The organism is Jejudonia soesokkakensis, from assembly GCF_042664795.1.
In the GTDB taxonomy this organism is placed as follows: Bacteria; Bacteroidota; Bacteroidia; order Flavobacteriales; family Flavobacteriaceae; genus Jejudonia; species Jejudonia soesokkakensis.
Map to the genome: position 1 here is coordinate 141,103 of NZ_JBHTBN010000002.1, position 13,794 is coordinate 154,896.

Here is a 13,794-nt window from a genome sequence, read left to right on the forward strand (position 1 = left end):
TCTTTTATAAATATAACCAAATAAAAAATTTGGCGTACTTTGTAAATATATGAAAACCCCTCGTAAAGCCTATAATAGCTATGTTTTATAAACGTTGTTGTGCGCAGTTTTTTTTATTCTATTATTCCAATTATGTTACTCGTTCCTTGTACTGACTTTAAAAACTTTTCATAATTTTCAATTTTTTTTCTAGCGTCTGGAATGTTTAAATCTTTAGCATTTCCAGAATTAACTTTTTCGGTAATACGCTTTATTTCTTCAAAATCTACATTTTTGAAAATATCTTGTACTTCATTTACTTGCATAAGATACCATCCAGATAAATTTATGTAATGTCCTTTATAACCTATAAAATTTAATATTAAAAGATTTAAAAGGTTGTGAAGTTTCAGAGCATTAGCTTCTAATTCAGCTTCCCAACTTGAATCAATTGGTATTCCACCGTGTAAGTAAGCGTTTCGCTGGTCTAATACTTCTAAATCATCTTGATTAAGAGTAATTCCATATAACTCAAATGGTTTTATTAGTTTATCCTTATTTGTAGGACTATTTAAATTATTAATTTTAGTAGCAAGAATGTCAAATCCTTTAGGGTCAATTTTAGTTTTATAAGTTTCTAAAAGAGCTATTTGTTCTTTTCTGAAACTTTTGGCGGTTGGTTTGTCTTGGATTGGTTTAAATACTTCTTGATTTAAATCTTTTAAAAACTCTGTAAGAGTTTCTATGGCTACCGAATAAAGTGCTCCTTTTTGAATTGAATCAGATAAATTACCAGCAGTAATTATAAGTTCTATTGTACGCAATAATTCAGGATGATTCAAAACTTTTTCGCAGAATGACGAAAATAAATTTGAATCAAACATTTTGTGATGTTTTTCCAAATCCTTTTGTTCCTGTTCACTTCTGTCTTTGAAGGTTTGAAAGAAAAATGTAGGGTTAACTATTTGATTTTTAGAAATAATAGAAGGTGATTCTAAAACATATTCATACTCATCGATTGTTTCAAAATTTTCTGTATTTGATAAAGCATAAACCACTTCTTCTTTGTAAAATTTACCGGATAAAAAAGCAAAGCATAATCTAATTATATATGAGTATTTTTTGAAATCATCTAATGCTATTTTATTAACCGAATCGATTATCATTGAATTCATTGGTTCAATACCATAAAAATCAAATTTATTTCCATTTATTTCAACATTGACAAACATTCCTTTAGTCGATGGAAATGGTAATCCTATTAATGACTTTTGTAGATGCCAAGTCTCATAATCGAACTTTAAACGATTTTTTTTGAATTCTAAAATTTCTGTTGGATAAGTAAATTCAGTATCATTTGTCTGAATAACAATTCTTGTATAACTAGGTTTTGGGCTTTCACTAAATGTTTTTAGGTTATTTAGTGTTCCATTTAGATATTGAGGTTTTTTCGGATATTCTGTTTTAAAATTACTTACGGATTCTTTTTTGGTATAAAACGATTTTCCGTCTTGAATGATAGTTAGAGCTTTGTTTAATCCATAACTCTCTTTATGTAATACACCTCCAATATTTAGAAGTTTTTCAACTTTAATTTGAAATGGTAATCCTTGTTCTCTGTTATTTATAATCTCAATTGGAAAATTTTGTTGAACTGCTTTTTTATCCGAAGTATTAAATGAAAGTTGAATTTCATATTTACCACCTAAAGCTAGTTTTTGCAAGCATTCAACTGTTTGTTTAAAATTCTTATGTTTTGCTGTTTTTAAGATTTTTTTTTCATAATCTAAAAGAGGTCTAACAAGTTGCTTTTTCAATTTAAGAAATATTAATTTTCGATTTATACATTTTTTTATCATTCGGTCGAATCTTGAAATTGCGCACAACGTCTCCGGTTATGATTTCGGTGGGGATTGGCAGCTTAGCGTTGGCGCGCGATTAACTCGCCAAAGGCGAGGGGAAGCGCAGCCCGTTTTACGGCTGTGCGTGCGTTTCGGAGCAATGGCAAGCTGCTTGCCCAATTCTTTCAGATTAGTTTTAAAGTTTAAATATAAGATTAATTACCAAGCTATGAATTCAGCCCCGCTGAATTATAACCAATGTTGTACGCAGTATTTTATACCGCTAAACGTTTAGTCAAAGTCAAAATATATTTCGCATTAAATATTTCCACACTTTTATTCAATTCGTCACAGTCTTTCTGCTCCGCTTTTCTCAAATTCAGTTTTTCACAAACATTGTCAATCAGTTCAATATCATCTAAATTTTCAACCCCATATATTTTATGGATATCATCTTCTGGGTAAATTGAAAAATCATCCATTTGAATAAACTCTCGAATTTCGTCGTGAACGACTTCAACGTGTCGCTTTTCAAATCCGCTTTTCACAAGGCGGTTTATATATTCCGTTCGAGTTATTTTCGGTCGACTTTTGTTCAATTTACGCAACTTTTTATCATTCCGTTTATTTTGAACGTAACTAAAAATCAATATTAGAAAGATGATTACTCCAATGATGATTATCGTTTTTCCCATATTGCGTACAACGTCTCTGGTTATGGTTTCGGTGGGGATTGACAGCTTTGCGTTGGCGCGTGATTAACTCGCGTTAGCGAGGGGAAGCGCAGCCTGTTTTTTGGCTGTGCGTGCGTTTCGGAGCAGTGGCAAGCTGTTTTATCGAAATCCAGTCAGATTAGTTTTAAAGTTTAAATATAAGATTAATTTTCAAGCTATGAATTCAGCCCCACTGAATTATAACCTGTGTTAGCCACTGGCTTTTTTCAGCTCAAAATTTCACTCAGATAAACTATTCCGTAAATCCATCCTAGATATAAAGCTGTATATGTCAGCGAATAAATAGATGAAATTCCGATATCACCTTTGGTAATTTTTGATTTTGAAAAAACAAATTTCATTGCTCTAAAAAAAATCCAATAAAGTGTAGCTAAAATTATAAAAATTGAAAACCAGAATACAGCTTCGAGAAGTATTAGTAAAACGATTATCAAAATTGTCATACCAATCCAAAGCAATAAAGATAAAATAAATCCACCAATACCTTCTCCTACATCAACGGAAGGAGAATTAAAATCAGGTGTAATATTACCGAACATATCATCGTCTCTAAATTTTCTAAACTTGGGGAAATTATCAGTTAGTCCAATCCCTTTGTAAAGGCCGTATGTCATAAATAGGAAAAGTGCTGTTCCGATTATTGATAATGATAAATATAAGTTTGAAGTGATTGTACGATTATAATTTACTCCAGTTGCATAGACCGTAAGAATTGTGATAGCAACCACTAGCAGTGAAACTATAAAAACTGATTTTCCTTTTAAGTATTCTTGTTTGTTTTGCAATTTGAAGTTTTTTTCAGCTTGTGGCTAACGTCTCTGGTTATGATTTCGGTGGGGATTGGCAGCGTAGCGTTGGCGCGTGATTATCTCGCCAAAGGCGAGGGGAAGCGCAGCCTATTTTTTAGCTGTGCGTGCGTTTCGGAGCAATGGCAAGCTGTTGTTCGAAGTCCAGTCAGATTAGTTTTAAAGTTAAATATAATATTTTTTACCAAGCTATGAATTCAGCCCCACTGAATTATAACCGTTGTTACAACACGTATTTATTACTTAAAACATTTCGTGATGCAATTTTAGCCTCTATCACATAATCACTATTTTCATCCGCAATACGTTTTAATTCCGATTCCGATTTTGTCTGGAATTTCTGCTCGTAATTTAGAATACGTTTCTCTTTTTCTGCGTTCTTCTCCGCAATACTTTTCTCGGTAGTTTCCTTTTCCGGAAATATTTTATCAATCAGCCCTTTGTTCGTCATTAAAAATACAATGAGTAGAATTAGAAGTAGCGGATTAAATTGAAAAAAGATGATAGTGATTCCAAAAGTCATAAAGAAAATATCAATCAGAGAAACAGTTCCGATTAAAAGAGTTAGTCCAAAAATATAAGTGTACCATTTTCTATTCTGAAAATATAAAATTGTTGAAATCAATATGAGAGTAAATCCGATGTAATGTCTGTAATTAAGTGCAGTGTCAGAAAACAAAGATATTCCGATTGAAACAAGCACGAGAATAATTGCAATCAAAAGGGGTGTAAAATTTTTCTCGATGTTTTTTTTCATATGTGTTGTAACGTCTCCGGTTATGATTTCGGTGGGGATGGACAGCTTAGCGATGGCGTGCGATTAACTCGCCTTTGGCGAGGGGAAGCGCAGCCTATTTTTTGGCTGTGCGTGCGTTTCAGAGCGATGGCAAGCTGTGTGTCGAAGTCCAGTCAGATTAGTTTTAAAGTTAAATATAGTGTTTTTTACCAAGCTATGAATTCAGCCCCGCTGAATTATAACCGCTGTTGTAAACCGTTTTTATAAAACAATTATTTTTTCCCATTCATAATTTTCATTCGAAAAATGTCCGTAACAGGCTGTGGGCAAATACTCAATATTTTTTAAGTTTAATCTTTCAATAATCGCATTAGGTCTAAAGTCAAATTCATTTTTAACGAAATTGGTAAGACTTTTATTGAAAATATTATTTGTGTTTACTGCTATCATTACTGGTTCTTCTTTTCCAAAAGCATAAGAAACACTAATTGTACAATTTTCAGCCATTTCGTTTGCTACGATGTTCTTCGCGACAAATCTTGACATATAACTTGCAGACCTATCCATTTTTGATGGGTCTTTACCAGAAAAAGCTCCTCCACCGTGTTGAGATAAACCACAATAAGTGTCGATGATTATTTTTCTTCCGGTCAATCCAGTATCATTCATAAAGCCTCCTTGAATAAAATCAGATTTATCAAATATCAATTCTTCGATTGAATTTTTATAGAATTGGTCATTTAATATTAAGTCTTTGATATTGTTTTCTAAAGCATCAAGGTCACAATTTTCTTTATGTTGAAGGCTTATTATAAGGGACTTAATTTTATTATTTTCAATTGTTGCTTGAATTTTACCATCAGGTAAAAACAATTTTTTGTTTATCCTGTAATCATCAATATTTCGAGCAATATCATTTATTGCTAAAACTCCAAATGGAAGAAAATTATGCTCAATTTTATTGCAGGCAAATCCATACATTACTCCTTGGTCTCCAGCAAGCCCTTTTTCAACAATTTTATTTAATTGATAAGATTGTACGTTTATTTTATTGATAATTTCTAAACTATCAGAATAACCAATGCTTTTATAAATTTCGGATGCAATTTTTTCTACATCAACTTTAGCATTTGATTTTATTTCTCCAGCTATTATTAAACTATTTGATACTCCTAAACATTCAATACCAGCTTTTGTGTTGCTATCATTTTTTAAGAATTCATCTAAAATTCCATCAGAAATTTGGTCACACACCTTGTCAGGATGACCTTTTAAAACTGTTTCTATAGTATAATGTTGGTTTACCAAGTTTAACTGATATTATAGAATTTTTTCATTTCTTCCCACTCTTTTGTTAGTTGAACTTTCTTTTTTTCATAAATCTTGTCATCTAAACCAGACTTATTGTAGGCAAGAAGAGTTTCATACTCCAATGAAAGTTTTAGTGGATTGGCAACTTCAAGTCTTTTGTACGGCATTTTCTCTAACTCTGTAAAAACCTCTTTATAATTTTTCAATAAACTTTTCAATCTATCTGTAAAATTTAGATGATGTATTAATTCGGTAAGAAAGAGTGAAGATAAAAATATTTGAATTATTGGTAGTCCAATTGAGTTTTGTATTAATCCAAAATACGCCACTATCAAGAAAATTAACCCAAATATTGAATTTTTTAAAACCATACTTGGTCTTTGAGCCTTTGCTAAACTATAGGTGAAAAAGCAGTTTTCAAATCCGTTGACTAAAACCTTATACATTCCATCTTTGACTTCGTCATTGTCAAAATAATGTTGTGAGCGATTTCCCAAAAATTTTGTTCCTAATGAATTATCAATAAAATTTAGTCTTCTATATTCGGATACTGATGGATTTATAAAAACCTCTATTACAACATCAAGAATGTAATATGCAACTATAATAATGAAGTTGATAATTTTTATTAATTCAAAAATTGTAGGAAATTCAATTTCATATCTTTCTATAATTGGAACAACTATTGAAATTATACCAGCAGAATAAAGAAGAATATCTGCAATTCCTTTAAGACGTTTTAATCTCTTAAATTCGTTTTGATAAGGAACTATTTTACTTTTAAATTTTCTTTCAGACATCTGGTCATTCAAATGGTTTACAACGGCTCCGTATATGAAAAGTAGCGCTGAAAATAAGCTGTTTCTTTTCGGATAAACACAAGCCGAATTTTTAAATTTTACTATTTATCTTTTTACTTTGAAATCGTCAAATTTAAAAATTTGGCGACTTTCCAAAAACGCCCAAACCTTAGTGTTAGCAATGACTTGCGCTATTTTTTATATACAATGTTATGCCACGTTAATTAACCGCAACATTATCAAATGACCATTTCATTACAGCAAAATTATCTAAAATATTTTCGTGTCTATCTCCGATTGAAGTTTTAGTCCATTTTTCTTCTTCGGTATAATTTTTTATTTCCGCTTGTTGATTTAGTAATGGATTGTCTTTGTATGACTTTAATTTTTGAGAGAAAGCTATATTTCCAATTGATTTATTATGTGAGCCTGAAATAAGCATCAAATTTCCTAAACAATTTAAATACTGCTCTAAAAAATCTTCATCATAAATATTTTCGCTTGTGACTTCATAACCACTCGCTAATGGGTCGCCATCTGTTGGTGTTTGTGGCGAAATATGTTCTATCTGTTCGTCTTCAATATTACCATTGTTAATATCATAGCCTTTATTTTGAATATGGTTTTCATATTTCCACAACAGATAATTTAGCACGCTATTTTTGTACATATAGCCGTCTAAATATTCGTACATTCTATCATCGCCCCAGTAATATGCATCATTAAATTTGTCTTTGAAATGAGTTCTCAATGTTTCCAAGTCGCCATTAAAAGCCGTCAAAATTTCATTTAGCCTACTTATTAAGTCGGCTCTACTGTTTATTAACTTATACCTAAATACAGCTATCTCAAGAATATGATATAGTGTATTTAGCTTTTTGTTGTCGTCGCCGAAGAATTTGTAACCTTTTATTACGAAAGGATAGACAAAAACAGGAATTGATAGGTTTCTTAAATCCTTCAAGTATTTGTCATTTGAATTATCCATTTTCTTTATGTTAGAAAATGAAGTATGCAGTTCATCGGCAAAATCTTTAATCCATTTAACTTTGTTTTTAGACGCTATAAGTTTCTCCTTTATGTCATCCAATGTTCTATAATTAAATCCTTTCACATAAGCATTACAATGATAAATCAGTACGCTATCTTCATTGAGCGTTTTAAGGTCATTAATTATTAGATAAATCAATTTAAATATATTAGAAACGTACGCTACATTACCTTCTGTTTCTTCTTCTGAGCTATAAACGTACATTTGATACATAAAATAAGATTTGATTTTTTCCATATTGGTCAAATCTTTTCCTCGATTATTTTGAAGTTCGAACATCAGCGCAGAGTCTTTCTTTCCAGCAAGTTCAATACTCGTAATTTCAGTTTCTTCTACTTTATTCAAGATTTTTAGCAAAACAGAAGTATCAAGTTTGTTCAGCTCCTTTTTAAAATGATTTTTGGCTTTTAAAATTCTTACTTGTGATGGCGTAGCGGTTGAAAATTTTTCTTTTCCTTCGACAATGACACTTTCAAAACAAGCTTGGTCATATTCAACAACACGAAGTTTAACATTTCCAGCATTTTTTAAATATATACTTTCTTTGATTTCTGGTTCAAACTCAAATTTTTCTTTTTCTTTTCTTAATTTTAGAACATCGATTATTGCTCTAAAAAAAATCGAGAGAGTAGTTAATCTTTGTTGACCATCAATTACTTCGTAGGTTATGTCTTTCTTGATAGTCTCGAAAAGCAAATTCCCATAAAAATAGTTGTTGTCGCCATTTACTTGCTCTTTCAAATCAGTGAGAAAAGTATTCCAATTATCTGCATCCCAAGAGTAAGCTCGTTGATAAACAGGAATTATATAATGTTTTTGAGAACTATCAAAAAGCCCCAAAATTGTAGTTGGTTTAAATTGCATTGATGTTGTTTTTTTAATGTGGCATAACGTCTTCGGTTATGATTTCGGTGGGGATGGACAGCGTTGCGTTGGCGTGCGATTAACTCGCCTTTGGCGAGGGGAAGCGCAGCCTATTTTTTGGCTGTGCGTGCGTTTCGGAGCGATGGCAAGCTGTGTGTCGAAATCCAGTCAGATTAGTTTTAAAGTTTAAATATAAGATTAATTATCAAGCTATGATTTCAGCCCCACTGAATTATAACCGCTGTTAGACAATGTTATTTTTAATTCGATTTATTAATGATACTGTAATTATTTCAAATAAAAGTTTTCTTTGTTCTCGAATTGCCTCCCATTGATTTGTTGACCAAATTGTAGAATTTCTTTTATCCATCCCGTGGGCCAATATGTGCCTTATGTCGTCTATCGTATCTCTACGGAAATTTGAATTTTGAGATTTCACCTTTTCAGTAACAGCTTCTCTTAAATTTTGATTTCCCTTAGCATAATCGTGCAACAACATTCTTTCAAAACTTTTTTTAACCTTTGAACTTCCTTGACCATTATACCAGTATCCTTCTATAAAAGTCCATAAACACAATAACTCAATTTTAATATTTCTAATTTTCGAGATCTTTGTGAGAGAGTACAAAACACTTAATTCGGATTCCGTAAATTTTGAAATAGAATTATAAATTTGTACTACTTTATCAAATGTTTTTGGGTTTATAGTATGGCTATCTTTACTATATTTTCCATCCCAACCTACCCATCCAGGACAACTCACGCCTCCTTTTGGTACATATTCAGAAGTATGTGAAACATATGAATCATGATAAACCAATTCTAGTGCTAAATTAAAAGGAAAAGCAAATTTATGAAAGCCTAAATTTTTGACTGGATTAAGTGTAGTTACATAGACGTTTAAATGAGGTATCGGAGTATAAGTAATTGAAGTTGAAATGTTTTTCATAATTTTATTCTCAACCCAATCATTATGTAGATCTGATAATTGATTTACACCGTCATAATCAGTAGCTACTATATCAATAAGCTCATCATTTATTTGAATTTTTTTAGATAAATAATTATGTTGAACAGTAATTCCATTTATAGCCCATAAAGCATATCTCAAATTATCCTTCATAATATTGTCTAACTCGTTATATCAAAACTAAAAGTACTGTTTACAAATCTCTAGATTCCGTATAAGCCAACTTTTAAGTTCTGTTTTTAATAATTTATAATCATTGTTTTTTAAAAGTAAACTAAAATCTTTCAAATTTAAAATTATAAATATATTAATTCATACATTACCCACAACCCACAACCCACAACCCACAACCCACAACCCACAACCCACAACCCACAACCCACAACCCACAACCCACAACCCACGACCCACAACTCACAACCCACAACTCATATAGCAATTTACTATTGATTCGATAAAAACCCGCCGCCACGCATTTTAGTCGCTAATTCCTTTAAGGCAATGTCCAACGGGCTCTTTATGGATAATAAATCTTTTTTTGCAACATGGGTATAAATCATGGTCGTTTCTGGCTTGGCATGCCCTAACAACTCTTGAATATATCGTAAATCAATACCACTTTCCAGCAAATGGGTTGCGTAACTGTGTCGCAAAGTATGCGGTGTCACACGTTTTTTAATCTTAGCTTTTTTACAGCTTTTTCTTAAAAAAGCACGAATACTTTCAGGGCTGTATTGTGAAAAATTACGTCCATAAATCAAATATCCGTTGGGCTGATAGGTCATTTTATAATTAGAAAGCAACGGAACCATGGTTTCAGCAAGAATTACATAGCGGTCTTTACGCCCTTTTCCGCCACGAACGACCAGCTGTCGCCTGTCTATATCAATATCCCTTATATGTAAATTGAGGACTTCACTTATCCGTAAACCACACGAATAGAGTAATGCTAAAATAGTTCGGTGTTTTAAATTGGCAGTGACTGTGAGTATGTCCAAAACTTCTTCTTTACTCAATACAGTTGGAAGATACCGTGTTTTTTTTGGCATAAATAATTGTGTGGTATCTATCTGAGTTCCATAAAATTCATGAAATTGTTTCATCGCACTAATAAATTGTCGATGCGTATTGATAGAATATTTATAAGGTGCAAAAACCTTTTCTACATATTCTTGAACCTTTGGAAGGTCTAACCTGGTTAGATCCATTTTATTGTGGTATTCTACTAGGCCAGCTACCAACATTAAATACGTCATCACCGTACTCTCACTATAGCGTTTACCTTGAAGATACTCTCTAAATTGTTTCAATACCAACCGGTTTTCAGCAGAGATATTTTTTATTTTTCCTTTTGTTACTGAAGATTTTTTGAGGACACCGCGTTTTGTGATCACTTCGGAAACTATCGCGACACCTTTTAACTTGGTTTGTAATGTTTTAACAATTTCTGAAGCTTCCAAAATATACCAGGCACGGTGCGTTTTACTGTATTTAGCATAAAACGTTTCTTTAATTATTTTTTTAATGTCTGGATTGTATTCAAAATATAGGAATAATTTGAGCGAAGCCCGATGCATTTTCCGTTCGTACGAAAGGGTAGGTAGTTTGTCAAACTCCATAAGGATTAGGATGCCAGAACGCATCTATGCCTAAAAAACCTTTAGGCGTTATTTAAAATAGGGGAGTTAGACTTATGCAGACAAAACTTTCCGAAGAAAAATAAAGTACTTTGCATACTTGCAAAAAGAAGCCGAATTTATATAACCTCACATTACATACTATTCACTTCTACCAGTAAATGTCTTAAATAGTTATGACAAATCCTAATAAATAATACACTTGTTATTTATTGGAGGTATTTAGAAACGGTTGGATCACTAAAGCGAGTACCATCACAATCACACACCCTACCAGGTTAAGCCATAAATACGGCATTACATCGATCCACCAGATATATACAATAATAGCCTGTGTAATTAAGGCCGCTATAAAGGTCGCGCTCCCTCGCACATATTTTACAAAGAAAGCAAGTAAGAAGATACCAAGTACATTTCCATAAAAAATAGAACCAATAATATTTACTAATTGAATCAAATTATCAAACAAATTGGCAACACAGGCCACACCAATAGCGATCACACCCCACAGTAAGGTAAACCAACGAGACGCCCGCACATAATATTTTTCGGTTCTGCCTTTTACATTTCGTTGAAACAGGTCAATAGCAGTAGTAGAGCCTAGCGCATTCAATTCGGAAGCGGTTGAGGACATCGCAGCACTTAAAATCACGGCGAGTAAAAGTCCTATAATTCCGCGAGGAAGATTATTTAATATAAAATGTATAAATACGTAATCTTTGTCATTAGTTTCGGCATTCGGATTTGCCTTCTTAATCACTACTTTTGATTGTTCACGTAGCGCATCTTCAGAAGTATTTAATTGTGCAATTTCATTGCGCAGCGTTTCTTTTTCTGAAGCTGCTTCCGCTCTTGCAAAAGCGATTTGCTTGACACTAATCTGTTGTTCTAACGCACGTTTTTCAGTTTCCAAAGCTTGGTATTCGGAAGCATATTCCGAAGCCATTACGTCTTTTACAGCTGCCGGATTAAAATGCAAAGGCGAACTATTAAACTGATAAAACACAAAGACCATGATCCCAACCAAGAGGATACAAAATTGCATAGGCACTTTTAATAGACCGTTAAAGATCAACCCCATTTGACTCTGTTTTACGCTTTTCCCCGAAAGGTAGCGTTGCACTTGGCTTTGATCTGTCCCAAAGTAGGAGAGGGCGAGAAAGCTTCCGCCAATAATTCCGCTCCAAAAGGTGTACCGATTGTCAAAATCAAAAGAGAAATCAAGAACTTCCATCTTTCCGCTGGCACCGGCAATGTTAAGAGCATCCGAAAAGCCAATATCCAACGGCAGGTAATTCAGAATCAATAAAAACGCCAGTAGCATCCCTAAAAAGATAATACCCATTTGTTGTTTTTGCGTCACACTCACGGCTTTGGTACCGCCACTTACCGTATAAATGATAACGAGCACACCTATAATGATGTTCAGATAAATAAGATTCCACCCCAGCACTGCAGACAAGATGATCGACGGTGCAAAAATGGTAATTCCCGCAGCCAGACCTCTTTGTATTAAAAAGAGAATGGCGGTAAGCGTACGTGTTTTAAGGTCAAAACGTCCTTCCAGATACTGGTAGGCCGTAAATACTTTAAGACGATGATAGATAGGGATAAAAACTAGACAAATGACGACCATGGCGATGGGCAGTCCAAAATAGAATTGTACAAAGCCCATTCCCGAGTGAAAGGCTTGTCCGGGTGTAGACAAAAAGGTAATTGCACTTGCTTGTGTTGCCATGACACTCAGGCCAATGGTCCACCAGCGGGCCTCGCTTCCGCCTTTTAGGTAATCGGTTACATTTTTGTTGCCACGACTTTTATAGGTTCCGTAAAGGACGATAAATGCTAAAGTGCCAAGAAGAATAATCCAGTCTATCTGCTCCATGCTAAGCGTAATGTTGGGTTAGTAAGTAGAAAAGATAAATGTAGCCAGCGTTGACCAGTAGTACCACAGTGTACTTCCATTTCCAGGTAAATTGCTGCTTTTCTTCGTGGATTTCTTCAGACATAAGGACGGAATAATTTGAAGTTCTAAAGTTATCTATTTTAAATGGCTTCGGAAAGTTTTTCTTTGAAGGAAAATGTCTCTTATAGAGATTGTCCCCTTGAGGGGACTTTAGGGGTGTTTTTCTACTTTTTTTTAAATTTATTTATAGGAGTAGCAGCTTCAAAGCTTGAGTTGTTCCCTTGAACTGCCTTCGACGAGTGTAATGAGATGATGGCAAATACTTTTAAGGGTGGTTTTACTTCGCGTAACTCTGTATCGCTCTGCGAATCTCTGTGGAATAAATTTTCGTCTCACATTTCACCAATCACGTTTCATTATTTTTTATGAAATAAAAAGTATTTTTGTCCCATGCAAGAAACGCTGAAGCAGCTTCCGTCCAAAGCAGCCGAGAAACATAAAGAGAATAAAAAATTCTTCACCAAACTGAAGAAGAAACCACCCAAGCATCTCGATACGCTCATGGTCGAACTGCATGAAGCCGAATTTGAACGAACCGATTGCCTAACGTGTGCTAATTGTTGTAAAACTACCGGCCCTTTATTTACTCCAAAAGATGTGACGCGAATTGCCAAACATTTTAGGATGAAGGAGCAGCAGTTTATTGAAACCTATCTTCGGGTGGATGAAGACAACGATTATGTATTGCAAAGTGTGCCATGTACGTTTTTGGGAGCTGATAATTATTGTAGTATTTACGATGTACGACCTAAAGCCTGTAGTGAATTTCCCCACACCGACCGAAAGAAATTTCAGCAGATCTCAAATCTAACATTAAAGAATGTGGCTATTTGTCCGGCGGCATTTAATATAGTTGAGGAGATGAAGAAGAGACTACCGTATTAGTTGACAGTTCTCAGTTGGCAGTTCTCAGAATTTTAACTTCACGATTTTACACCCCTAAAGTCCCCTCAAGGGGACAGTCAATTTGAAAATTTTTATAATAAACCTACTTGAGCACGAGATATTTTTTTCTTTTTGATAAGATATTTGAGTCAGGAATTGTCCCCTTGAGGGGACTTTAGGGGTATTTTTAAATTGATTGTAATGTACATACGTT

Annotated in this window: 11 protein-coding genes; 1 reads left to right on the forward strand and 10 read right to left on the reverse strand. The window is 33.5% G+C overall.

Going from position 1 to position 13,794, the window contains the following annotated elements; genetic code table 11:
• Positions 1 to 113: 113 nt before the first annotated feature.
• The 10 genes from ACFQO1_RS05295 to ACFQO1_RS05340 all read right to left on the reverse strand — a co-directional run bounded on the left by ACFQO1_RS05295 (position 114) and on the right by ACFQO1_RS05340 (position 12,614).
• The gene (locus ACFQO1_RS05295; protein ID WP_380216942.1) at positions 114 to 1,796 is read right to left on the reverse strand and encodes a hypothetical protein; all 1,683 of its coding nucleotides are present in this window, start codon (positions 1,794 to 1,796) and stop codon (positions 114 to 116) included.
• 299 nt (positions 1,797 to 2,095) lie between these two features.
• The gene (locus ACFQO1_RS05300; RefSeq protein ID WP_380216943.1) at positions 2,096 to 2,515 is read right to left on the reverse strand and encodes a hypothetical protein; all 420 of its coding nucleotides are present in this window, start codon (positions 2,513 to 2,515) and stop codon (positions 2,096 to 2,098) included.
• Positions 2,516 to 2,760: 245 nt separating this feature from the next.
• A complete protein-coding gene (locus ACFQO1_RS05305) occupies positions 2,761 to 3,339 on the reverse strand; it encodes a hypothetical protein (RefSeq protein ID WP_380216944.1) in 579 nt (192 codons plus the stop codon).
• 244 nt (positions 3,340 to 3,583) lie between these two features.
• Positions 3,584 to 4,117, reverse strand: a complete 534-nt coding sequence (locus ACFQO1_RS05310) for a hypothetical protein (RefSeq protein WP_380216945.1) — start codon at positions 4,115 to 4,117, stop codon at positions 3,584 to 3,586.
• Between the two features lie 240 nt (positions 4,118 to 4,357).
• Complete coding sequence (metK, locus tag ACFQO1_RS05315; RefSeq protein ID WP_380216946.1) at positions 4,358 to 5,404, reverse strand: methionine adenosyltransferase; 1,047 nt, start codon at positions 5,402 to 5,404, stop codon at positions 4,358 to 4,360.
• A 2-nt stretch (positions 5,405 to 5,406) separates the two neighbouring features.
• Positions 5,407 to 6,207, reverse strand: coding sequence for a hypothetical protein (locus ACFQO1_RS05320; RefSeq protein WP_380216947.1), 801 nt, complete (start codon positions 6,205 to 6,207; stop codon positions 5,407 to 5,409).
• Positions 6,208 to 6,427: 220 nt separating this feature from the next.
• Complete coding sequence (locus tag ACFQO1_RS05325; protein WP_380216948.1) at positions 6,428 to 8,122, reverse strand: DUF262 domain-containing protein; 1,695 nt, start codon at positions 8,120 to 8,122, stop codon at positions 6,428 to 6,430.
• Positions 8,123 to 8,366: 244 nt separating this feature from the next.
• On the reverse strand, positions 8,367 to 9,245 hold the full coding sequence (locus ACFQO1_RS05330; RefSeq protein WP_380216949.1) for a hypothetical protein: 879 nt from the start codon (positions 9,243 to 9,245) through the stop codon (positions 8,367 to 8,369).
• Between the two features lie 290 nt (positions 9,246 to 9,535).
• Positions 9,536 to 10,711, reverse strand: a complete 1,176-nt coding sequence (xerA, locus tag ACFQO1_RS05335) for a site-specific tyrosine recombinase/integron integrase (protein ID WP_380216950.1) — start codon at positions 10,709 to 10,711, stop codon at positions 9,536 to 9,538.
• Between the two features lie 223 nt (positions 10,712 to 10,934).
• Positions 10,935 to 12,614: a sodium:solute symporter family protein gene (locus ACFQO1_RS05340; protein WP_380216951.1), complete on the reverse strand. Its 1,680-nt coding sequence runs from the start codon at positions 12,612 to 12,614 to the stop codon at positions 10,935 to 10,937.
• Between the two features lie 471 nt (positions 12,615 to 13,085).
• Between ACFQO1_RS05340 and ACFQO1_RS05345 the strand changes: the two genes are divergently transcribed.
• Positions 13,086 to 13,580 carry a YkgJ family cysteine cluster protein gene (locus tag ACFQO1_RS05345; RefSeq protein ID WP_380216952.1) on the forward strand — a complete coding sequence of 165 codons (495 nt, stop codon included), beginning with the start codon at positions 13,086 to 13,088 and terminating at the stop codon, positions 13,578 to 13,580.
• Positions 13,581 to 13,794: the final 214 nt, after the last annotated feature.

Excerpts from the sequence above, each read along its gene's own strand:
- ACFQO1_RS05320 (WP_380216947.1), bottom strand. The coding sequence starts at position 6,207 with ATGTCTGAAAGAAAATTTAAAAGTAAAATAGTTCCTTATCAAAACGAA.
- ACFQO1_RS05310 (WP_380216945.1), bottom strand. The coding sequence starts at position 4,117 with ATGAAAAAAAACATCGAGAAAAATTTTACACCCCTTTTGATTGCAATT.
- ACFQO1_RS05300 (WP_380216943.1), bottom strand. The coding sequence starts at position 2,515 with ATGGGAAAAACGATAATCATCATTGGAGTAATCATCTTTCTAATATTG.
- xerA (WP_380216950.1), bottom strand. The coding sequence starts at position 10,711 with ATGGAGTTTGACAAACTACCTACCCTTTCGTACGAACGGAAAATGCAT.
- ACFQO1_RS05340 (WP_380216951.1), bottom strand. The coding sequence starts at position 12,614 with ATGGAGCAGATAGACTGGATTATTCTTCTTGGCACTTTAGCATTTATC.
- ACFQO1_RS05325 (WP_380216948.1), bottom strand. The coding sequence starts at position 8,122 with ATGCAATTTAAACCAACTACAATTTTGGGGCTTTTTGATAGTTCTCAA.
- ACFQO1_RS05345 (WP_380216952.1), top strand. The coding sequence starts at position 13,086 with ATGCAAGAAACGCTGAAGCAGCTTCCGTCCAAAGCAGCCGAGAAACAT.
- ACFQO1_RS05330 (WP_380216949.1), bottom strand. The coding sequence starts at position 9,245 with ATGAAGGATAATTTGAGATATGCTTTATGGGCTATAAATGGAATTACT.